Below are 21,856 nucleotides of genomic sequence, written 5' to 3' on the forward strand. Positions count from 1 at the left end.
GAAAGATCAGGCGTTGGTCTGGCCGGCAAACTGCTCAGCGGCAATCTGCTCGTCCATCCACAGCTGCAGGTTGGACACGCTCTGGGAGAGCTTGTCCAGTACGGTTTTGATCTTCATAAAGTCTTCCAGCTCATCGTTGCAGACTTTGCCGTCTTCCGCGATCTCCAGCAGCCGGTCCTTGATCCGGGACATCTGGTTCACAGCATTCAGCGTTTCCACGGCGATCTGGGTCAGTTCCTTGGATTCAGCCCGGACAGCATGGGATTCACCGATGGGGCATTCGTTGCAGCAGTAATAATTCACAAGGGCAGGAGCCTTGTAATATTCCGCCAGCAGGAGAGCATCCTCCGGCTGAATCTGCGTGCGGCCGTTCTCGATCTTTTCAATGCGTTCCGGGGAGAAACCGGGGATCAGTTCACCGGCCTTTTCACGGGTCAGACCAAGTTCTTCCCGGGTAATCTGCCAGATGGTTTTATTCTCCTTTGTCGATCTTCTGCCCATCGTTTTCTGCTCCTTCCAGTGTGAGATATTTGTTGTTTATCCAGCCGCGGAGGCCTTTGCCCTCCACCAGGTAAAACTCACCGTCCTGACCGAGGACAGCCACAGGTGTTCCCGGTTTCCATTCGCCGATGCTTTTTGCTTTGGCTGAAGGCTCTTTACGTACGGTTATGGGGGCTGTTCCCGCTGTTCTTCCGTTGAGGGAGACCAAGCCTGTGCGGAAACTGTCTTCAGAAATACTGATCAGTTCCGCGGCGTCACGGCTGATGTAGCCGAAACTGTCCCGCCAGGGAATGTAGAACTGCTTGTCTGTCGTTTCGAGGACGAACACCATGGTTCCGTAGGGAATGGCTTTGGAGATGCCGGCTTTCTTTTTGCCGTTGCCATCCAGCAGGGCTGCTCCCTTTTTGCCGGTGACCAGAGCCAGCTGCGGGGTATCAGAGCCATTGGTGGTCCAGGTAAGATCCCGGGTATTAACCCGCTGGGATTCTCCGCCGGAAACCGCAACCTTGGACATCAGGGATCCGGCATACTCAAAAGAGGTGACCGGCTGTCCGTTCAGCTGCAGCCAGGCCTGCCGAACCGGACGCATGCCCTGCTTTGCACAGTAGGAGAGATCCAGCCAGTATTCCAGTCCGCCGTACTCACCGGATTCGAAGAACCAGCGGCATCCGGGAATCTCTTCCGGAGAGGTGACCGCAGTAAAGGTGCCGTCCTCTTTCTGAATGTACAGGGAGGCTTTTTTGATCCTTTCCCAGGTGGCACCGGGAGCGGAATCCACCACATGGACCTTTGTTCCGTCCTCACTCAAGCCGTCTGCCAGGGCGATATGCCCGATGACGATCATGAAGCTGAACCGGCAGCCCTGTTTAAACCAGGTGGTCAGTTCCTTTTCAGATTCGATCAGGTCCTGGTGGGTCTGGAAACCGAACCGGTCTCCCGCTGTGAAAAGGAGGCGTTCATTGTCGGTCCCCCGGCCTTCGATATACATACCGGAGTATCTTTCCGCCAGCTTATCCGGCAGGACGTCCTCTCCGGTGACCCCCATCCGCTGCAGCACATGGCTCAGCGTGAAAATGGCACAGCCGGCTTTCTCCAGCGAACGGTGATGCTTCTTCGAATACGTCTTGTTATGCCACCAGCCGTCTTTCTGGCTGTAGAGGACATCCTCGCCCTCCTGAACGGGAACGGAACCGGATACGGGAATGGTCACGCTGACAGTTTCTGTGTCCTTCTTTCCGTATACGATGGTCGCGGTCAGGGTGTAGTTGGCCTGTTCCCGCGGACGGAAGGAAGCTGTGAAATGCGTGCAGTCCTCGCCTTTGAATACGGTGCCGCTTTTCGTACTCAGCGTATAGCGCACGGCGACGGCGCCTTCCCGTTCCGGCTCAACCGTCACGTCTATGTATTCCCCTGCCTTCGGATTCTCCGGGGAGAAAGTGATCGCGGCTTCCGCAGCGGCGGTGGCACCGGCCAGCACCAGCAGCAGGACTGCCAGGCAGAGGAGGAGTTTCCCGAATCTGTTCATCTTCATTAATACCCGTTCTGTGGTCCGTGTTGACTGAACCGGGCAGGCCGCCAGGCTCATAACACGCCTATTATATCAAAGAGAATGGTTGAAAACAAGCAAGTGCATACAGATTTGCATTTGTTTACAGGGGAAGGGTGTATTGACATCCGCCGGGGGATACCCTATTCTTGAACAGAAAGCATAAAAAAGCCAAAGGAGAAGACGTCAGATGAAGAAAGCCTTTGTCAGGGGAGCCAATCCCTATATGCCCCTGTGGGAGCATGTACCGGACGGAGAGCCGCGGGTGTTTACCCATAACGGGGAAACCCGGGTTTATGTATACGGATCGCATGACACGGAACGGACGCAGTACTGCGGCACGGATTATGTGGTCTGGTCGGCGCCGGTTACGGACCTGACAGATTGGAAATGCCACGGCGTCTGCTACCGGGCGGAAGATAACAGCATTCTCTATGCGCCGGACGTGGTGCAGAAGGAAAATACCTACTATATGTACGCGGCGGAGCAGAAGGGCTCCCGCATCGTTGTGGCCAAATCTGATAAACCCTGGGGTCCCTTCACGGATCCGGTGCTGACAGAGCTGGGCTTTGATCCGGGCATCCTCGTGGATGATGACGGCCAGGTCTATGCCTACTGGGGCTTCTGTAAGTCCTACTGCGCGCAGCTGAATGAGGATATGGCGACCATCAAACCCGGAACCCTGCGGGAGAATCCGATCCCGCACTGCAGGGCACCCTGGGCGCCGGACGATGACGGTTTCGGAAGGGAATATTTCTTTGAGGCATCCAGTCCCCGGAAGATCTGCGGCAAGTATATCTATATCTACTCCCGCCGGGTGAATGAACCCGTGCCGGAACTGGGTATCTATGAAGACTGCAACGGCTTCCTGTCCTACATGTGGAGTGACTGGCCCCTGGGCGGCTGGCAGTGGGGCGGGGATATCAGCTTTAACGGCGGTGAGATCCTGAAGGACGCGGAGGGCAAGGGCACCATGACTTTTCGCTGGGGCAACAACCATGGCTCCGTCATGGAAGTGAACGGTCAGTGGTATGTGTTCTATCACCGCCAGTCCGGGCAGGATGAGTTCTCACGCCAGGCAATGCTGGAACCCGTGGATGTGGTGCAGGGAAAAGACGGCAAGGTCTGGATTGGTAAGGTGGACTTCCTGGACGGGGAACCGGTTGCTTCCAGGCCGGTGGAGATGACGTCCCAGGGACCGCATCTGAACGGTATTGATGCCCGGAAATGGATCTCCGCAGGATATGCCTGCCACCTGTACGGCGGCAAGGAAACGGCCTGGATAGAGCCGGTGTATGAGCAGCGGGAAGATGTATCCGCCAGGGTGATGGACATTACAGACGGCCTGACAGTGGGCTTCCGCTATCTGCAGTTCGGACTGAACACCCCAAGGACGATTACTGTGGTGATGAAGACGGAAGGGGCAGGGAAGGTCCATGTCCGGCTGGATACACCCGGCGGACAGGAAATCGCCCTGCTGGAGGCGCAGGACGGGGAAGTGACCGTTCCGCTGCTGGGCGGCGTGACCGGCAAACACGCTGTGTATTTCGTTTTTGAAATCGTGGGAGGAAAAGCGGAAATGGACCGCTTCACCTTTGATGACTGACCTTCCCGGCTTGTCAAAAAACGGGCGGTATGCTATAATTCGCCCGTTGCCGTGGAGCGGTATCGAAGTGGTCATAACGGGGCTGACTCGAAATCAGTTTGTCGGTTTACCGGCACGTGGGTTCGAATCCCACCCGCTCCGCCAAAAATGAAACACCCCTAGCGGGGTGTTTTCGTTTTTGGCGAAATGAGCGGGTGGGATTCGGACCCACGTGCCCACGTGGCAAACGAGCCGAATGTCAGCACAGTGTGCTGTCCGGTGAAGCCGGAAATGAGGCGAGTTTGTTAGCGCGAAAGGGAGAATGAGGCCCGCTCCAAGGGTTTCAGGCGACCATTGAGCGAACGGTATCGAATCCCACCCGCTCCGCTTTGTTATTTAAAGGCCGAACCTCAAAGGGTTCGGTTTATCATATATTACAGTCAACGTATTTCATTTATTTCGTGAAACCATATCATTACTCTGATCAGTCAACATCTCTATTCCTGCAAGGTACATTTTCCGTCAATTGAATCTTGTATCCAGTAAGGAACGTACCTCCTCAATCGCGCGAACCGCCAGTTCAACAGAACGATCAAGGAATGAAGCACATTCTTCTCTTGAGAAACCAACAAAGGGGTATTTCCCTTCTTCCAATGTTGGCATGTAATACATCATCCTGATTTTGGCAGGGATAGCGCCTTTTGGAAGATAATCAATATAGTCCGGAAAGGTTTTTAAATCCCGGATTTCAGTGAAATAACCGGAGTCTGGATGCTCATCCAGGTATTCTCTTTCAACAACGTAAAAATCTTTCATGCGGTCCTTGCGGTCTGGAAAGAGTTTCTTGAAGTTGTCCCAGGTTTCCTCCATACCGGAAGACTGCTCACGAAGTTCATCAAATGCCTTTGCGGTATTTCCATACAGGCGGCTTCCACACACATTTCTGTCAGCCTGGAGCGGCTTTCAGTACCTTTTGACTGTGATTTACAGAACACGAGGGCACATGTTGCCAACAATGTTGAGACTGCAATGATCCAGATTGTATCGTTAAACAGTTTCTCAAAATGAAACGGATGATCTCCCATAAGCAGCCAGATAATGATTGCGGGTATGATTGCTGAAAACATGGGGGAGAACATCAGCAGGTTCTTTTTGTTTCTTAGTTTCACAGACAGGAACATGTTAATGGCAAACCATATTCCGCTAAGTAAAAAACCTATGATAAAAATGACTGGATACAGCATTGGCGTACTCCTTTGGATTCCGGAAAACTGATTTGCTGCCAGAATATCGAAACAGGAAAATTCTATCAGATGAATACTCATCACGTCAAAAATACATCACGGATGAAGCTGCAGGGACATAAAAACTGGAATGTGTTTTATTATCTTCTGAGACGGAGTGCTACATGTGCCTAAAAAAATCAATGTCTCTTGTCTGCTCGTACTCTATAGCATCCAGGTGTTTTTGAATCTTAGTATCATCAGTGCCGGCCTCTTTTAATTCGACCGAGGCGTTCCACCACAAAGGCCGTATACATTTATAAAGCAGAGGAGCTGCTTCCTTTTCCAAATCAGAAAACGAATATACCTTCTTTGCGATATCCAAAGCATGAAGCACACGCTTAAGAAAAGTTTCTTCTTCCTCCAATTTTTCGTAGGTTTCGGAAGTGGAAACATAAGGAGCCTGGCGGACTATATAGTTTATGTAAACTTCTCTTCCGCCTATATTAAAATCATAAACTCCCTTGAATATACCGTCTTCATCCAATAAAACATTGGTATAGTTTATATCAGCCTGAAACACTGATGTCGGCAATTTGTGATAGATTTTTTCGAGTTCCCGTCTTGCTTTAAGCCAGTTATTCCATATTCGTTTAACCCTGTCCGAGTACTTCTCCGGCAGAGTCTTCGCTATTGCCAGCCACTTTTTAGCATCTGCCGTCGTTTCGTCACATTCATCAGCAGGATCAAACACTTCGAACATACAATAAGCCGATGGAAGATCCGTATAATCAAAATGGCAAGACGCTACTTTAGCATCCATGATCATGGCGTCCTCCAAAAATGTATACCATCCGTCCTTAACAAGCTCAGTATCTGGAAACTTGTCGCTTATCAATTCTTCTGCAGATCTGTATTTTGAAAACTCCTCACCCCATGCTATACAGGTTCTGCCTTTATACATAATGGTCGGAAAAGTTCCGTCCAAAGCGCGAATATACTGCGGGCAGTAATAACCGAGGTCACGGTATTCTTTAGCAATCCTTTCCCATAGGACAAGATGTTTTTCGTCAGTAAAACCATTTGAGGAAAGCTTGACCACAATCTTTTCATTTCCAAGATCCACGAGCAAAGCTTCTCTGAAATCATCGTCTCCGTGGCTGGTGTTTTTAGTCTCTATATTTTGAGGGATGCTTTTAGTAAAAAGCCCCACCACATCATTTACATCCATCTGCTTTTACCCGTCATTCTACAGATTGTTCTTTAAAACTATTTCATCTTCTGTCCTGTGATCGGCTGTGTCCCACTTCGACAAACCTGCATTTATTTATGCCGCGGATATTCGGGCATGAGGTCTATCAGCCTTGCTGTCCGTCCTTCTTTATCCAACAGGATTTCAATATTTTCCACGTCTCCGCCTAAATGCATCATAAATTCTCTGCAAATGCCACAAGACGGAATGATGTTGCCATCTTTATATACTGAAACCACTTTTGTAATCTCACTTTCTCCGTATGTAAGCATTGTTGATAAAGCATTTCTTTCAGCACACATTCCAATAGAGCCGTCAGTGTCTATACATATGCCTTTGTATATATTTCCCTTTTTTGTGAGCACGGCGGATGCCACGCTTCCTACCCACATTTTATTTGAAACATCATGAGGATTCAAAACGCTCATAGCTTCCTCATATAATCTTTTCCATTCTTTGTCCATTGTTTTCTCCTCCTGTTATTATACTTTGAGCTTTGCGGCAGATAAAATGCGGGAAACATTTTTATCCATGTTGTCTCTCATTTGCTGCAGTTCGGGCGCTTGAAACTGAACAGGGATATCTTTCAGGAAGAATGCATTGCTCCACTGATCGTTATCCCAGATGGAAGAAGGCTCTTTTACTGAAAACTGATAGTATTCTTCAGTGCTTGTTATCGTGGCCATTATCGGTGTATGCCCCTTATCTTTGGTATAAGACATATAGGTAACATACAGGGACCAGTCATCAGGTTCATTCAGGATTAAAAGATAAAAGACGGAGTCATGCCTGTCATCTGCAGATAATACGATATCATCATGAATCCACGGGGCATATAACAATCCGGCATAATCAGGAATACCCCAGCGGTTCGCTTTCGCTATACATTCGTCCTCGATGGCTTTCAGGCGTTTTTCAAATGCTTCCGGTTCCAGCAGTTCATATTCCTGGTGAGGACAATTATAACCATGCCATTTCCGATAGGGGAGAGTTGGATCGATCAGGATCCACTTGCCGTCTATCAGAGCGGCAGCACATATATGGTCCTGCTCATCACCATAGCAATCTTTTGAAATATAGGCATAACGGGCCGGGATTCCCATCGTTATCAGCGAAGAGACAACCAAATTGGAATAATCCCCGCATGTTCCGCATTTCATATTCAATAAATCCAGATCGCTTCGCTGTAAAGGGAAGAAAGGCATGTTTATTCTGCTGTAACTGATCTCTTTGTCAAACCAGCGGAAAAGGTTGTTAATGAACTCCTCTGCGGTACGGGAGGCGCCCCTTATCTGTTCAATAAACGCTTTGATTTCAGGTGAAGAAGGATGAATATATGTTTCCATTAAAATGCCTCATCAGAGAAATAAATAGACTTTACTGCCAGTAGACAGAAACTGTAGAGATTCTATCAGAAGACCATTTATTTCGTCAAAGGGAAAGCTGGATAAAGATGTACCATAGTGCGCGTGTTTATTCGCTCTGCTTGCGAACAATACAGGATTTATCTTTTAATTGTATATGGATTTTGTATCTGTTATAATTCTTCCAACGAACCGCAATTATGCAATAAATGACAGTACTTTTTTTATATTGCAGGAGGACTACTATGAAAAAGCTCCATTTCCTCATTGTCGCCATTCTCTGCGTTTTCCTTATTTCCGGCTGCGCCAGTGTACAGCACGCATCTGATACCGTTGATGAGCCAAAGCCCTCTGATCAGATTCCTGAAGCAACAACTGCGCCGCAGTCCTTTGGTTTGGCTCTTGTTTACGGCAAGCCGGAAGCAAAGACGGGTGAAAAAATCTATTCAGAAAGTTATCGTAAATTCCCTCTGGATGCTGCTGTAATGCTGGACTATATTACCGACAATTCTACGGCTTTCGTGGGAGCTCAAAATATTGCTTCTTCACATCACCATATAATAGATACTGATGAAAGAAAAAACACTGCTGAAGCCAGATATAATTCTGCGGTACAGGGAGACTTCACACTTTATGCTTATGATGTCCAGTATGACGGAGCTCGTGCATGGTTTGATCCATCTGACCCACTAGTGGTTTACACATGCTCGGGAAACGGTTTAATATCCGTTGCGAAACCCGGAACAAATTGGGTAAGCGAAATATCATTTGCCGGTGCAGTGCCCATGGTATCCCTTACAGTAACCTGCCGGGATGGAGAAAAGGAATTATCAACCCAAACTTTGCAAGCGGCAGAGATGGATGTTAACATGACCTATCAGGTTCCAGATGGAACGGACAATGTTAAGGTTGTGAGTTTCGATGCCGAAGGCAATATCATTGAGCAGGAAATCCTCAAAAGTGGCAACTATGTTTATAATGTCTGGTATGACATTGGGGGATTCTTCCTGGGTTACAAGGCTCTGAATCTGAAATGGCCCTAAGAGTAACGTATATTTCCCGCTCCGCCAAAAATAAAAGCCGAACCTGTGAGGTTCGACTTTTTCTGTTATCTGAGTTTTACCCTACAGAGACACAGAACTGCTCCCGGCCTCCCACATCAGAAATCAACATAATTCAAATCGATCCAGAGAGCCGGGCGGACAATAAAGTTTCTATGATAGGCACGAGAGTAACTAAGTGAACCATCATGATTCACGCCTGCCGCGCTGTTCGGACAGCTGCCGGGAGATCGAAGCCACCACCATCCTGTAACGTCTCCTTCTGCGGTACGGTATTCATCACTTGTGTTTACTCCCAATGTGATGGCATAAGCTGTCGGAGCGACGCGGGCATTGACGTTATTCGCATCTTCGATTGTAACATTCAGATACCGGTTTGCCTCGGCACAACTCAGCAGGAAAATTCTGTCCTGTGTGTTGTTTCCGCCGGGCATTTTTTCTCCTCCAATCAATGTCCAATCATAGCCCTGGGGATCACTGTTGTCGACCGTTGTAGTCAGAATAGCTGCTTGTTCCTCCAGACTGAATGCCCAGTTCAGGAACCTGTCATTGAGCCAGGTTCGCATGGAGCAGGTTTCCCAGGTGCAATCATCCCAGGTATTATGATATCCTGCCGCGGAAAGACCATATTTGCTCAGAAGCAATGCTTTCCCGTCCTGTACGTCCAGGACAATCCACTCAATGGGTTCTTTTCCGTTGCTTTGATCATTATCCTGCGCATAATTGCCAAAGGTGACTGTATCTCCAACAGATATTGTTTTCTGATCAATCGAATTATCAGCAAAACGTGCATTATATTCTTCTTCGGTTTCCCAGTGCACATCAGGATTCAGAACAATCAGGCTGCGCTCTTCCGAATCATTATAATCTTCATCCTCTTCCCAATCGTCATCTTCTTCTGAATCATCGTAGTCTTCATAATCCTCGTCTTCTTCATATTCTTCATCATCATCCAGATCGTCTTCGGAATCATCAGCGTCTTCAGAGTCATCATCTTCTTCGGGATATTCGTCTTCTTCGTCTTCCTCATCATTTTCTGAATCATCGTAGTTTGCAGAGTTTAACCATCCTTCCGGATCCAGCCATTCAGGCGAGTAACCGATCCAGGTAACGGTGGAAGGGATGGTAATGGTGAAGTCGGAAGTATCGAACAAGGCTTCGGATCCGATCTTCTGCAACCCTTCATTCAGGATGATTTCTTTAGCTAAATTAATGCATAACGCATGGTCTGCCAGTTCAATCACACTGCCGGGAACAATGATCTTTTCGAGGTTCGTACAGTCATAGGCGTTATATGGTCCGATATATTCCACACTGTCCGGAAACTCGAGTGTCTTCTGATAATAGCTGTAATTGGACAAGGCCGAATGTTCAATCCGCCTGACCCGAGGGAGAGGCAGTGTGTGCGCAGACGGATTGCAATAAATCAGGGATTCTGTCCTGGTGTCAATGAGAAAACCGTTTTCCACAATGTAGAAAGGATTACCGTTGGGAAAAGAGATTTCCGCATATACATGATGGAACGGATCATCGAGTGCGATCTTATCCAGTGTGGACGGCAGTTCAATTCTTTGTACACCGTGGGCACATTCAAAAGCATAGGCTTTTAATTCGGTAACACATTCCGGGAGAACAAGACATTCAACCTTGTCGCCGTCATAGGAATTATCCCAGTTGTTAAAAGCACCACCGTTGATTACGGTTAAGGGCTTTCCTTCAAAGGTGTCAGGAACCACCACCCGGGCAGGCTGGGGTTTATCGGAATCAACACTGTAGTGTGCTAATACCGCATGATTACCCTCTATTGTATAGAAGAAATGCTCACCTGATTCGTTATAAACATCACCGGAAAAGGTGAACCATTTTTCGTCAGAGCTTTCAGCCCATCCGCCAAGCGGCAGCAGGCACAGGACCAGCAGACAGATCAGCATCATGCGCTTCATTTCTCTTTCTCCTTACATCTGTTATCTTCTTCTGAAATCAAACAAAATGGGGATTTGGGATGGCATCTTCTGATTATGTAACGTTCGACAGGGGCTGAAGCATTCCCCGATTCTATAACTTATTCTGTTGAGAGATGAAATCATGAACCGGAAGTTACCGACGTATCAGAATGCCTTTCATAAACTGCGTTTCATTATGCGTTTTATATACTTCCAGTTTTTCTTCTTCTGTGCATCCGATCAGTATTTTGATCTCTGAGTCTCTCTTCATCAAATCAACAATACACATGATGGCGTCAATCTTTTTATCGCCGCTTCCGACCCATACATCAATTCCCGCACCATCCATAGAGGAGGTGTTTTTCAGGTATCCATAGTCAACCTTATATATGAAATCCGGAAATCTGGGATGGGCAGATCCTTTCGGTCTGTCGATCACGATTTCGGAAGTGTTCACCAATTCATCCAACGCATTCCAGAAATTTTCATCGTAATAATTCACTTTATTTCCTCCGCAAATCCCGATTGTTGCAGCTAATAAAACATATAGTGGGGAGTGATGTTATTTCAATTTGTTCTTTATTCTCTGACAGGCTTCAACGTGCATAATCCAGTGCCTCGAGAATGGCATTTGTATGAGCCCGCGTAAATCTTTATTGCACCAATAATCAATCAGCCAAACAGCTCTCTCGTCTGTACTGACTACATTCAATGCTTTCAGGTTTTCCTTTCGTTCACTCGAAACCGGTCTTTTAAGATCGCTAAATGTCAGGCTGCGTATGATTTCTTCCGTGCTTTTCTTTACTTCGGCTATATACGAATATAATTCACTTATATCCAGTTGTTTTGTGAAATCGGAAATCTGTTCCGTAACAAGTTCATTTCCGGTTGTTATGATCGATGAATTGAAACGGCGCTGATAATCTCCTGAAAACAGTATCTCTGTATCTCCGCAAATAAGAGTGTGCGCAACGATGTCTTCTATCCTGAAGATGTGCCATATTGAATAAGCAATGTTCTTGCTGTGATAACCGTCAGCATTTATAAAAGGCATAGAATCAAAATCTTCTCTGTTCAGTTCCTTCCTAAATGCCAGCAACGTATTCATAAGATTGTTCCGCAATTCAAAAAGAACATCCTTACCCTGCTCAAAGGTATCAGCCTTTCTGATCAGTGACTGCATCTTTTTATTCTGTTCAGACCATTCTTTATTCATATCGCAGCATCTCCTGTCTGATGTGCAATACCGTGTCTTCCCAATCATCCCGACAAACAGGAATTTGTTAATCTATAACCTCTCCATGAATGCAGACTCTGCCCTCATCCGGACATCTGGCATCAAATACTTTTGCACGACCTTCTCCATAATCAAGAGAAGCTCCATTCTGCAAAGCATATACCGAAGGATATATGTTATTCCAGAGTTCATGGCATAAAGGCGGGCATAAATCTTCAACTATAAATTCCTGCCCTTTTTTGAAATACCCACATCTGCATTTACTCTCTGTAATTGTAAGCTTAACTTTCGCCACTGATAATCCCTCCATCGAATTCAAATGTGACGCCGTCTTCCTGTTGGTTTTCGTGACCCGTGTCGGTTTTGATCACCACACCTCCCATGCGCTGATAGAAGCGCATGGCATTTTCATTGTGAGGATTGCAATCGCAGGTAAAACGGCTGATCCCCTTTTTCCTGCAGTAGTCCGTTATGATGGAGAAGGCCAGTTTCCCAATTCCCCGGTGCTGATATTCCTGAAGCACATACAGGGAACACAGCCGTACGCCGGCGCCGGTATCCTGAAACATGAAATATCCAATATCCTCGTCACCGTCTCTGATCAGATATACCGTGAAGGAAGGTTCTGAGATTTTCTTCAGATCGCGCTGCTGATGCCAGTCATGATCGAAATGATCAATAAGCTCATCCGGATAAATACCCCGGTACGTCGTATCCCAGATTCTTTGCCGGAGCGTACTGATGGCAGCCGCATCATTCGCTTTTGCGGGGACAAAGACTATGTCCATCTTATAATCTCCTTTTCATTGACACCCATCTTATCGCTTTTCGAAACATGAACTGTCGCTATGCCCACAGTTAACCGGCACATTGGGCCGGCACGAATACCTGACGTTTTGCCTGCAGGATTGTTTTTCACTACCCCTTATGTTTGGCATAAACTGGAATCTGTCAGTCAAAGCAGAAAATATCAGGGATTATTGACTTGCCGAATGTCCTGATTCCCATTCGATACATTGCTTTTGCATGTATTCTGTCGTGCCAGATAAATCTGCGCAGAAGCTTCTTCAGGGACCAAAGTTCTCCGTAGCTGCCGTCAAACACGCCAGGATTAAGGAAATCTGGCTGTTTTTCAAGCGCCTCAAAACCTCTTTGCCGACAACCTAAAATGCTTCCGCTGTTGTCTGCGTCTGTGCCAATTTCTCCAAAGTAATAGGCATTGACGTTTTTCGTGTGCTGATACATCTCCTCAGCGGTGCGGGGGACATCACCATAAAATGTTTTTCTCGGCGTAAGAACAGACTGATTTTTGTCGGGGAAAGCCTCATAAAGCGCCAGGAAATCCCTTGCAGATTTAAGGGCGAGTGCTTTAAGGTTCATGTATTCGTTTGCTGACAAAGCAGTCTTTTCCGTATCAAAGAGTACATCACTATCTGCATCACGGATATTCAGACTGGATGCTTTTTCCTGAATGATCTCAATGTCTGAAAGCAATGGCAAGAGGATGGAACCATCCATCCATTTCGTGTAAGAAGCTATTTCAAGAGGCATTTTACCGATGGCTTCTTCTTTCGTTGCCCCTCTCGTAAAGGCACCGATAAAATTGGTGGCATAAAGAATACTATCATTGCCATTATGTTCCCATACGCACTCTATTTTCATAATGTTAACCTCACACAATTCCGATTTATCGATTTCATTGACTGATATTTCCGAAAGTACTTCAGAATATGTTCAACAGCTCTGACAGGCTGTTCGCTTCAAAATCGGGAGTTTCACAGTCCCCCTGAATATTCCAATACTTTCCGACTCCTTGTTTAATCCGGATTGTTTTCATTCCCATCTGTTTTGCGGGAACAATATCATTGTCAATACGGTCTCCGATCATGACAGCCTGATCCGGAGCACAGCCGGCTCTGGTCAGGGCGAGCCTGAATATTTGGAGATCCGGTTTCGCGACGCCTTCCTCGGCCGATGAGATGATCAGATCGAAATACTGGCGAATTCCCTTGCTCTCCAGCCTTTTTTCCGCTCCGGGAATCTGATTCGCAATGATTCCCAGTTTATACTTTTTCTCCAGGACCTGAAGGCATTTTATGGTATCAGGATACAATTCCTCATATTCGGGAGTCCATTCGGGATAGTCCACACCTAAAAGGCGCATGACCTCCTTATGGCCTCTTTTGTTTTGCTTATAGAACCCTATCGCCTGGGTTTTGACATATTCATCAGACACATTGGCGGCGATGGCGATCTTATGGAAAATATCATCATACACTTTGGTTTCATTCACCAAAGTTGATCCGATATCAAAGAATAGCCATTTGACGCCTTCCATAAAGCTCTCCCCTGGATTCATATTACCGTTCCATCTTATGTATTTCTTATAACGAGTATCCAATATTTATATCAAACGGTGAAATCAACAGCTTTTGCAGGTCTTTCATATAGCAATCGAAGAACTGCTTTATGGCCTTGCCGTAGTTTTCTTTTGTGTCAAATTCCCACCAGGAATAATACTTTACGCACTTGACCACTTTGGTTAATTCTCTTGGAGGAGTGCCCAGTTCAATTCCATCTATTGTATAGAATCTTTTAAGATATTTTATGGAAATACAACCATCCCATTTAGCCTGATCTGCTGACATTCTTTCAGCCATCGCTTCAAATTGTTCTGTTTTGTCAGGCTTTACCTGAAACAGCTTTATCTCAGTAAAACTATTTGTCATTATGCTATTCTCCATTCACGAGATTTTACAGCTCAATCAAAGACAATCCCTGTTCAATTGCAGCGTTCACTTTTTGAAGCGCTTCAATGGCTTCTTCTTCGGTTTCATAGGTCCAGATGTCCTGCCAGCAGGATATGCGGGTCTGGATCAGTAATGATGTTCCATTGACCTTCATACCGCCATAGCAGATAAGGACCTTCTTTTTATCCGGGCTCATGACCCTGGTTTTTTGCCGCATCTGCAAAGTGGTTCCATCCTTCAGCGCCAGCTGATGACTGGACAGGAACTCTTCAATTCCTTCAGAAAAATACTCGATGATCGAGTCGCTGACAGCGTCATCGATGATGCCCTCAAACCTTCCTTCCATTTCGTCCGCAATTTCGTCTATAAGATCATCCATTTTATCTTCCAGCGCGGATCCGATGGCTTCCTGTACTTTTTCCTCTATGGTTTCCAGAATTTCGTTGTCCATGTTTATTTCCTTTCCAGTCATATTTCTGTTTCCTGATCGGAGCATATAAGCCAGATAAGAAGATTGCTGACAAATGAATACACAGGACATTTGCTCTGAGTCTATGCAAGATATAGAGAAACTGGCAATTCAACAGTACTTTATGAAATCCTGATAATAATAACAAATATCAGAATGCTTCGTCAAAGAAAACTAAGAGGGAAGAACCTTTTTGAAGCCGAGTCTGCAACGGTTCGGCTGAACAGCCGGACAAAACACAAATATTAAAATTTGTATTAATTAGTTTACAATTTTGCAACAAAATGCTATAATCGACTCGGCAAATGACAGGATGCTTTATGAAACATATATAGTGATTGGACTGCCTGGAGTACATATTGAGGGATGGTATAAAAGGACATGTTTCATATACTAACTGTAATAATATTGTAATATTATTCAGTAAAACCAACAAAGAATATAGCTGCTGACGGGAGGTTGACGGTATGACCAGGAGTTTCATGTTCAGAAACAGGCTTCTTGCTTTTCTTTTGATCCTTATCTTGTCTGTGTCCATAATTGCGCCCGCCCTGGCATATGACGATGGCACCCTCTACAACGGATGCAACGGTGAAGAAGTCAAGGCAATGCAGCAGGCGCTGATCAATCTCGGTTTTCTGGAAGGAAAAGCAGACGGCAAATTCGGCGATAAAACCGAAGAAGCCGTTAAGGCGTTTCAGCGCAAAAACGGCCTGACTCCCGATGGCCTGGCCGGAAAGAAAACCCGTTCGATGCTTGATTCAGCGAAGAAGGGCAGCAACAGTACCCCGGCAACAGGAAAGGCGGCCAAATCTCCGGTATACAGCGAGGGAACCCTTTACAACGGATGCAGCGGGGATGAAGTCAAAACAATGCAGGAGGCGCTGATTGCACTCGGTTATCTGGAAGGAAATGCTGACGGTAAATTTGGCAATAAAACCGAGAAAGCCGTACGAACCTTCCAACAAAAGAATGGTTTGGATCCTGACGGCCTGGCCGGAAGGAAAACCCGTTCGGTACTGGAATTAGCGCATAAAAGGCTCAGTGCCCCGATGGAAATGACTGCTGAAGAGGCACAGGTATACGATGAAAGGGAAGGAATCGACTGGGCTCCTTTCGAGAATAAAGCAAAACAGGTGCTGACGAATGAAGGACACAGCATTGACGGACTGAACTATATTGCTCATTCCTATGCTCCGAAGGGGAACAGTGCGCTTCGTTACGACTATTACCAGCTGACGTTCTACAAGTCTAAAGAGACAAGTACATTCAACTCGACATACACAGTTGGTTTTGATCCAAAGGGAAAGCTTGTACATATGTACGCCGATGATCACGGCGGAAAGAAGCTGACACATGAAGACGATCCCACCGCCGAGGATGTGGACAAGGACCTCATGAACAGAGCAAAAGAGGAAATCAAGAGTTTTCTGAAACGGTACGGCTATTCATCACTGGCCAAGAAGGTCAGCAAGCTGGAGATAAGCCAGATCTCCGTCTCGAACGACAATGTGGACACCTATTACACACTCAGCGGGCCGTTTATGATCCGCCTTCGGGTTGCTCCAAGCGTCCGGGTCGATTACTTCCTTGCAGATTAATCAGATTCCGGAATGCCTTCAGCTCCGGCTTCGAATTGATCCGATATATTATCAAAGCCGAACCTGTACGGTTCGGCTTTTTCTGTTATCTGGTTTTAGCTTCGAAGGGGACACGGAACCATCTGCTTTCCCGCGGTTTATTCCTGCTGCCTTTTTAACAGCACAAGATACTCGTCTGTTCCTTCTTCCGGCTTTTTCTCTCCGGTCGCGATAAACCCGTGTCTTTTGTAAAAGCGTATTGCCTTTTCGTTCTTTTCCAGTGCCCAGAGATGATCCGCGTTGTGTTCCTGTATGGCGTATTCCAATAACCGGGAACCGATGGACGCATTCTGAAGAACAGGTTCCACAAACAGTCTTGCGATGTAAGTTCCTTCAACCTTGATAAAGCCTTTGACGACTCCGTCATCATATACATACAGGCTGTCCAGTCCGGATTCATACTCCTTCATGAGGGACGGAACGCTCAGTTCATCAAAGTAATACTCATCCGATTTGAAAATGGGGTAAAAATACAGGCGGTAGTTAAAGACCTGTATTTCCGCAATACGGGATAAATCGTTACTGGTTGCCTTTCTTATAAAAGGATTACTCCTTACTGATTCCATAGTCTCCTCCGAAAAAACGATTGGCTGCCTTGTCAGCTTTAGGCAATCATATCAAATATATGCATTTTTCGTCAAAGGAAAAGCAGATCTGTCACACAAAGAAGCATCCGGCATCCAATCAAAAGGAGGCAGGGAATCATTCCCTGCCTCCTGTATGTGTTTTCCGATTATTACCGGCCGGCCATAACCGTGAGGGTATTCATGATCTCATTGAAGCGGTGACCGAAGCCATCAGCGGATTCAAAGGTGTAATGCGCGGTGGCAACGACGCATCCGTTGTTGAGCGGAATCACATACACTGTCTGCAGCTTGTCGGGTGTCTGGCCGTCTTTGGTGGCGGAAGCGTCGAGACAGGTGCAGGGACCTGCGTTCTTCAGCGCGCGGGACTCTTTGATCACATCGTAGTCGTTTGAAAGACTGTTGGCAATGGAAGAAGCGGCGGAATCAGCGCTTTCTGAACTGTAGAAGATTTCGAGATAGATCTGCGGGTCATCGGCGTTGTCATAACGGGAGATAAAGCATTCGCTGGCAGAACCACTGCGACGCTCAAAGTTTTCATAGTCATAGTCCAGCTCAATACCGATGGTATCATTTTTGACGTGTTCATAGGAAACGGTTTCTTCCATGCCTTCCAACATGATCACATCCTGGAAGCGCTCACCGTCCTGACGGCTGGAAGTGCTTTCCGCCGCAGGAATGGCTTCAGGCTCAGCCTGGAAAGAGTCGCTGTCCGCAACCGGCATAGTTTCCGGCTCGGCCTGGACAGCGTGACTTTCCACAGTCGGGAGAGCTTCCGGCTCAGACTGGGCGGAGAAAACATCAGCCACCACAGGCTGAGAGGACACTGGGGTTGTATCCTGTGCGCTGCCGCAGCTGCTGAGCATCAGCATCAGCAGGGAAGCGAGTGCAATCAAAGCGATCGTTTTTGTCAGTTTCTTCAAGTTGGGTGTACCTCCTTGTTTTAGTGTTACATTATATATAACGATTCGGAGGGCCAATTTGTTGCGTTTTTATTACAGACAGTCAACCTTGTATTTGTTTTTCCTGATAACGGACAAGGTCCGAATTGAGTTTTTCGGCTTCTTTTCTGTCAGCAAAATACAGAATAACATGCGCCAGGACGAAGACAACCAAGATTCCCAGCGCGAGTCCGGGAATAACCCAGCTCTTTTCTGTGGGAATGGAATCCGCGTTCAGGGCGATAAAGATGATTGCACATTCAATCAGCAGCAGGCTGATGGCTTTCCGGATGATCAGATCCCGGATGCTGAGTTCTTTGTCTGACCGGGTTATTACAGTTGCTGCAGTGCCGATCAGCGCGTAGATCAGCGGGGACAGGAACGCCTCATAACTGAAGACACGGTTCCGGTCCAGCAGCTTGCCCAGGATGATTAACAGGATAGTGATCAGGGTAACCAGCAGCGTATACACGCGAAGGGCATGAATAAGCAGTTCTTTCCGTTTTTTGCCGGTCATCAGGATTCACCGCCTTTCAGGACACTTTTCAGCGACGGGACATATTTCCGGGAGATGATGATTTCCTCACCGTTTTTCAGGATGGCTGAGAACCGGCCGTTCAGGGCAGGACGAACGGAAGTGATCTTCATCAGGTTAACAATCATGCCCTTGGAAACGCGGAGGAAGCTTTTATTCTTCAGCAGGTCTTCCAGCTCGTACAGCTTCATCCGGATCTCATAGCTGTCAGATGCGGTATACAGGAACAGCCGGTCATCCACCGATTCGGCGTAGAACAGATCCACAACAGGCATCTCAAAACGCTTTCCGTCCCGGACAGCACTGAGCTGCCCCTGACGTGATTTGACAAAGGATATGATCTCCTGTATCTCATCCGTGATCCAGTGATAACGGATCTCTACCATTTCCGGTTCACTTTCCGGAATCTTCCTGGTTTCCAGTTTCATATGCCTGCTCCTTTATGCCGGATGCTTCTGTCTGAACGCAGTCAGTATATCAGAGCAGGCAATGAACCGCAATGTGCCTTATCCTTTCAGGTGCTTCCAGTTCCAGACGGAATAACCGCCCAGTATGACCGCGCTGGCCGCAATCAGGATAACCGCGGCAGAAACCGGGCCGCCAAGGGCACTGCACTGTGCTTCATCATTCGCGATGACGGAAAGAGCGTTGAACACACCGTGGAAAACAATGCATGGCATCAGGCTTTTCCCTTTGTGGAAAAGGATGACCAGGGCAAAACCAACAAACACCGCAAAGATGATCTGGCCAATGGTATCCAGGAGATTCTGGCCGTTCAGCAGGTTCACAATATGCCCGATGCCAAAGGTGACTGATGAAATGATAATCGCCCGGGTCAGGTTTTCCTTTTCGATCGCCCTGAACAGGAAACCGCGGAAGATGAGTTCTTCCAGGAATCCGACGCACAGCATGCTGATGACAAAGAGCACGCTTTCCGTCGCTGAGAAGCGAAGGGCAGGGCTGAAGACCAGTTTGTACAGGCACACCAGCATCAGCGGAATGAAAAACCAGGCATGCGCGATCCGGTAACGCGGCAGGAACAGGCCGTACTTTTCCGTCAGGCCGTTCTGCTTTACCCACAGGAACAGGCAGGCTGTCATAGCCATATGAAATACGGCGGAAACCAGCTTGTACGCTCCGATTGCTTCGTTCAGGGCTTCCGCCAGGCTTGTGCCGATCACATAGATAGCGATCCATACCAGGGCAAAAGTCAGTTCATTCTTCTCATACAGTTTCTTCATGATACATCCTCCCGTCGGTTTGATCAGGCAAAGGATAATACCGCGAGGAAGGGAAACACAACAAATCGACAGGTGAAATGCATTTTCCGCGGGTAAGATGCTTCTGAACGGGAAAAGCCGAACCAGTTATGGCTCGGCTTTTCTGTCACTGTATTTTCCAGATGCTGTTATACGTGATATACCATATTCACTTCGTGACAATCGGGTTCATCCACCACGTCAGTCTCTGTAAACCCTACTTTTTCATATACATGTTTGGCATGCTCATTGCCGTAGATATATGTGGTGGTTATCTCTTTGGCATCGTGCCGGGTTTTCAGATAATCAATGAATTCAATGAGAGCACGGGTTCCCTTATGCTGGTTTTGAAAACGGATATCTATAGCATATTCCCAGAGAAAGTATTTTCGTTCTTCAAAACGATGCACCAGAGCAAAACCAACCAGGTCATCATGATCCATGATGTCAAAAGCCATTACGGTATCAGGATTTTCCCTGATTATTATCTTTATGTTTTCCTTTGTTGACAGCATCTCTGCCTGATCAGGCGGGAGATCTATTTTCATTTCATTGGAGTTAACAAAAGTCATTTATACAGCTTCGCTCCTTGTGTTGATTTCTCGCAAATAGTAGTGAATATAGTCTATTATCCCATTTTATAGGCATGTCTTCTATTCTTCCGCGGCCTTTTCAAGCATACTGTATTGCTCTTCGGGCAATATTCCTTTGAGGGTTTCCATCGCTTCACGGTATTGATTTATATAAGCACTGAAAGTATCTGTCTTCTGAATTCGAAAGCCAAGAGAGGAGTACAACAGAATCGCTTTCCAGCTCCAGGGCTGCGTGTGGATATAGACTGGTTCACAACCTTTCTGATAAAAACGATTCATGGCAGCGATACATAACGCCCGTCCCAAACCTTTCCGCTGGCAGTATTCTTCGACGATCAGCCAATGGAGGGAATTGACGGGATGTCCATTTCTGTCATCTGTCCAGGAAATGCATGAACCAATGACCTTTCCGGAGTTATCCAAAGTGAAAAGCAGGTCATCGGTGCTGCCATCGCCGGAAAGGTATTTGCCCTGAAAATACTCTACGGCTTCTTTTTCGCTGCCAAAATCTCCCGCCGAGTACTCCAGTCTTGCCCAATCCTGCTCAAATCCGGGCTGATACGAAATAATCCGGTACGCATCCGGAAGCGTGATCGGCTGGAAAGTATACTTATCACATCTGAGGATCGTATTATAGAAAGGAATTGTCCTGTCCAGCATAATACCTCCGTAAATTCCGACTCGTTGTATTCCTGACTTAGCGATCAGTCCGGCAGGTCGGCCCAGTTGATGATCTCCGCGTCAATATTGCAGCTGGCTGCGTATTTGCGGGCAATCTGGTCTGTGCTCCAGAAGTCTGAAGGGATTGATTTGCTGAGTTCCTCAGAAAGCCCCGGGAAACTGTCAGCTGCAAGCCCGGCGCCCGGGAACAACTCTTCATCTGTTCCTGTGACAGGGTACACTTCTTTCAGTTCATAGTAGTTATCACCGGCATCGCAGATAAAGGTGATACGGAAAAGCCATACGGCTTCATTATCCTCTTTTACCAGCCAGCGGATACTGTCATTCCCGTACAGAGAATAGGCATCAATGCATGCGAAACAGTAAACGGTCAGTTCATCCGCTTCAGGATTCGCTTCTGTTTTGATGATATACGGATTACAGAGGATCGTTTCCTCATGGTTCCAAATGGACTCATACTGGCCTAACCGGTTCTGCTGATTGGCGCCGGATGATATAAACCACTGCCGCAGTGCTTTGGCGGTCATGCACAGGGTCTGATCATCAAACAGGGATTCATACACGGCTTCGGGCATAGCTGTTTTGACAGGATCAGCCAGGGCACCCGTCACTGACAGCAGGGAACAGAAGATAACAAGAAAAAGAGATAACAGTCTCTGCCAGCATGACTTGTTATTCATGTGCTTTGCCCC

At 47.0% G+C, this 21,856-nt stretch carries 26 protein-coding genes and 1 tRNA gene; 4 read left to right on the forward strand and 23 right to left on the reverse strand.

What is annotated here, in order from left to right; genetic code table 11:
* Positions 1 to 6 precede the first annotated feature (6 nt).
* Together JYE50_RS00870 and JYE50_RS00875 are read right to left on the reverse strand one after the other, a co-directional pair.
* On the reverse strand, positions 7 to 501 hold the full coding sequence (locus JYE50_RS00870; RefSeq protein ID WP_084096693.1) for a helix-turn-helix domain-containing protein: 495 nt from the start codon (positions 499 to 501) through the stop codon (positions 7 to 9).
* Complete coding sequence (locus tag JYE50_RS00875) at positions 473 to 2,032, reverse strand: SH3 domain-containing protein (protein WP_179138404.1); 1,560 nt, start codon at positions 2,030 to 2,032, stop codon at positions 473 to 475. The genes JYE50_RS00870 and JYE50_RS00875 overlap by 29 nt, the downstream gene beginning before the upstream one ends.
* A gap of 205 nt (positions 2,033 to 2,237) precedes the next feature.
* On the opposite strand from JYE50_RS00875, the gene JYE50_RS00880 reads away from it, so the two are divergent.
* Together JYE50_RS00880 and JYE50_RS00885 are read left to right on the forward strand one after the other, a co-directional pair.
* Positions 2,238 to 3,653: a family 43 glycosylhydrolase gene (locus JYE50_RS00880; protein WP_084096691.1), complete on the forward strand. Its 1,416-nt coding sequence runs from the start codon at positions 2,238 to 2,240 to the stop codon at positions 3,651 to 3,653.
* 53 nt (positions 3,654 to 3,706) lie between these two features.
* Positions 3,707 to 3,797 (forward strand) — tRNA-Ser (locus tag JYE50_RS00885).
* Positions 3,798 to 4,154: 357 nt separating this feature from the next.
* Here the strand turns inward: JYE50_RS00885 and JYE50_RS00890 are convergent.
* The 4 genes from JYE50_RS00890 to JYE50_RS00905 all read right to left on the reverse strand — a co-directional run bounded on the left by JYE50_RS00890 (position 4,155) and on the right by JYE50_RS00905 (position 7,453).
* Positions 4,155 to 4,502, reverse strand: a complete 348-nt coding sequence (locus JYE50_RS00890) for a hypothetical protein (protein WP_143763668.1) — start codon at positions 4,500 to 4,502, stop codon at positions 4,155 to 4,157.
* A gap of 534 nt (positions 4,503 to 5,036) precedes the next feature.
* Positions 5,037 to 6,086 carry a hypothetical protein gene (locus JYE50_RS00895; RefSeq protein WP_084096689.1) on the reverse strand — a complete coding sequence of 350 codons (1,050 nt, stop codon included), beginning with the start codon at positions 6,084 to 6,086 and terminating at the stop codon, positions 5,037 to 5,039.
* Between the two features lie 92 nt (positions 6,087 to 6,178).
* A complete protein-coding gene (locus JYE50_RS00900) occupies positions 6,179 to 6,571 on the reverse strand; it encodes a cytidine deaminase family protein (RefSeq protein ID WP_084096688.1) in 393 nt (130 codons plus the stop codon).
* An 18-nt stretch (positions 6,572 to 6,589) separates the two neighbouring features.
* Complete coding sequence (locus tag JYE50_RS00905) at positions 6,590 to 7,453, reverse strand: transglutaminase-like domain-containing protein (RefSeq protein WP_084096687.1); 864 nt, start codon at positions 7,451 to 7,453, stop codon at positions 6,590 to 6,592.
* Between the two features lie 263 nt (positions 7,454 to 7,716).
* Between JYE50_RS00905 and JYE50_RS00910 the strand changes: the two genes are divergently transcribed.
* The gene (locus tag JYE50_RS00910; protein ID WP_084096686.1) at positions 7,717 to 8,514 is read left to right on the forward strand and encodes a hypothetical protein; all 798 of its coding nucleotides are present in this window, start codon (positions 7,717 to 7,719) and stop codon (positions 8,512 to 8,514) included.
* Between the two features lie 116 nt (positions 8,515 to 8,630).
* Here JYE50_RS00910 and JYE50_RS00915 read toward each other — a convergent pair whose 3' ends face one another.
* From JYE50_RS00915 to JYE50_RS00955, 9 genes are all read right to left on the reverse strand, one after another.
* Positions 8,631 to 10,475 carry a DUF6273 domain-containing protein gene (locus JYE50_RS00915; RefSeq protein WP_084096685.1) on the reverse strand — a complete coding sequence of 615 codons (1,845 nt, stop codon included), beginning with the start codon at positions 10,473 to 10,475 and terminating at the stop codon, positions 8,631 to 8,633.
* A 154-nt stretch (positions 10,476 to 10,629) separates the two neighbouring features.
* Positions 10,630 to 10,977: a pyrophosphatase-like OB fold-containing protein gene (locus tag JYE50_RS00920; protein ID WP_084096684.1), complete on the reverse strand. Its 348-nt coding sequence runs from the start codon at positions 10,975 to 10,977 to the stop codon at positions 10,630 to 10,632.
* A gap of 60 nt (positions 10,978 to 11,037) precedes the next feature.
* Complete coding sequence (locus tag JYE50_RS00925; protein ID WP_084096683.1) at positions 11,038 to 11,691, reverse strand: phage head-tail adapter protein; 654 nt, start codon at positions 11,689 to 11,691, stop codon at positions 11,038 to 11,040.
* Between the two features lie 67 nt (positions 11,692 to 11,758).
* Positions 11,759 to 12,007 carry a TIGR04076 family protein gene (locus JYE50_RS00930; protein WP_143763667.1) on the reverse strand — a complete coding sequence of 83 codons (249 nt, stop codon included), beginning with the start codon at positions 12,005 to 12,007 and terminating at the stop codon, positions 11,759 to 11,761.
* Positions 11,994 to 12,500 (reverse strand): GNAT family N-acetyltransferase, encoded by a 507-nt coding sequence (locus tag JYE50_RS00935; protein ID WP_084096681.1) that lies wholly within the window; start codon positions 12,498 to 12,500, stop codon positions 11,994 to 11,996. Before JYE50_RS00935 ends, JYE50_RS00930 begins: the two co-directional genes overlap by 14 nt.
* A gap of 163 nt (positions 12,501 to 12,663) precedes the next feature.
* Positions 12,664 to 13,374 (reverse strand): hypothetical protein, encoded by a 711-nt coding sequence (locus JYE50_RS00940; protein ID WP_084096680.1) that lies wholly within the window; start codon positions 13,372 to 13,374, stop codon positions 12,664 to 12,666.
* 61 nt (positions 13,375 to 13,435) lie between these two features.
* The gene (locus JYE50_RS00945) at positions 13,436 to 14,050 is read right to left on the reverse strand and encodes an HAD family hydrolase (protein WP_084096679.1); all 615 of its coding nucleotides are present in this window, start codon (positions 14,048 to 14,050) and stop codon (positions 13,436 to 13,438) included.
* 46 nt (positions 14,051 to 14,096) lie between these two features.
* On the reverse strand, positions 14,097 to 14,441 hold the full coding sequence (locus tag JYE50_RS00950; protein ID WP_084096678.1) for an antibiotic biosynthesis monooxygenase family protein: 345 nt from the start codon (positions 14,439 to 14,441) through the stop codon (positions 14,097 to 14,099).
* A 25-nt stretch (positions 14,442 to 14,466) separates the two neighbouring features.
* Entirely contained in the window at positions 14,467 to 14,913 is a 447-nt protein-coding gene (locus tag JYE50_RS00955; protein WP_143763666.1) for a hypothetical protein, read from the reverse strand.
* A 485-nt stretch (positions 14,914 to 15,398) separates the two neighbouring features.
* Here JYE50_RS00955 and JYE50_RS00960 point away from each other — a divergent pair, with 485 nt between their 5' ends.
* Positions 15,399 to 16,532 carry a peptidoglycan-binding domain-containing protein gene (locus JYE50_RS00960; RefSeq protein WP_084096676.1) on the forward strand — a complete coding sequence of 378 codons (1,134 nt, stop codon included), beginning with the start codon at positions 15,399 to 15,401 and terminating at the stop codon, positions 16,530 to 16,532.
* Between the two features lie 137 nt (positions 16,533 to 16,669).
* Here JYE50_RS00960 and JYE50_RS00965 read toward each other — a convergent pair whose 3' ends face one another.
* The 8 genes from JYE50_RS00965 to JYE50_RS01000 form a co-directional block, all read right to left on the reverse strand.
* Positions 16,670 to 17,137, reverse strand: coding sequence for a GNAT family N-acetyltransferase (locus JYE50_RS00965; RefSeq protein ID WP_084096675.1), 468 nt, complete (start codon positions 17,135 to 17,137; stop codon positions 16,670 to 16,672).
* 170 nt (positions 17,138 to 17,307) lie between these two features.
* Entirely contained in the window at positions 17,308 to 18,078 is a 771-nt protein-coding gene (locus tag JYE50_RS00970; protein WP_084096674.1) for a hypothetical protein, read from the reverse strand.
* An 82-nt stretch (positions 18,079 to 18,160) separates the two neighbouring features.
* Positions 18,161 to 18,613: a hypothetical protein gene (locus JYE50_RS00975; protein ID WP_084096673.1), complete on the reverse strand. Its 453-nt coding sequence runs from the start codon at positions 18,611 to 18,613 to the stop codon at positions 18,161 to 18,163.
* Positions 18,613 to 19,059 (reverse strand): LytTR family DNA-binding domain-containing protein, encoded by a 447-nt coding sequence (locus JYE50_RS00980; RefSeq protein WP_084096672.1) that lies wholly within the window; start codon positions 19,057 to 19,059, stop codon positions 18,613 to 18,615. Before JYE50_RS00980 ends, JYE50_RS00975 begins: the two co-directional genes overlap by 1 nt.
* 78 nt (positions 19,060 to 19,137) lie before the next feature.
* The gene (locus JYE50_RS00985) at positions 19,138 to 19,872 is read right to left on the reverse strand and encodes a CPBP family intramembrane glutamic endopeptidase (protein WP_084096671.1); all 735 of its coding nucleotides are present in this window, start codon (positions 19,870 to 19,872) and stop codon (positions 19,138 to 19,140) included.
* 167 nt (positions 19,873 to 20,039) lie between these two features.
* Positions 20,040 to 20,462, reverse strand: a complete 423-nt coding sequence (locus tag JYE50_RS00990; RefSeq protein ID WP_084096670.1) for a GNAT family N-acetyltransferase — start codon at positions 20,460 to 20,462, stop codon at positions 20,040 to 20,042.
* Between the two features lie 81 nt (positions 20,463 to 20,543).
* A complete protein-coding gene (locus tag JYE50_RS00995; RefSeq protein ID WP_084096669.1) occupies positions 20,544 to 21,143 on the reverse strand; it encodes a GNAT family N-acetyltransferase in 600 nt (199 codons plus the stop codon).
* 44 nt (positions 21,144 to 21,187) lie between these two features.
* Entirely contained in the window at positions 21,188 to 21,844 is a 657-nt protein-coding gene (locus tag JYE50_RS01000; RefSeq protein WP_084096668.1) for a hypothetical protein, read from the reverse strand.
* Between the last annotated feature and the right edge of the window lie 12 nt (positions 21,845 to 21,856).

Origin of the sequence: Aristaeella lactis (assembly GCF_018118585.1) — a bacterium.
Classification (GTDB): Bacteria; Bacillota; Clostridia; order Christensenellales; family Aristaeellaceae; genus Aristaeella; species Aristaeella lactis.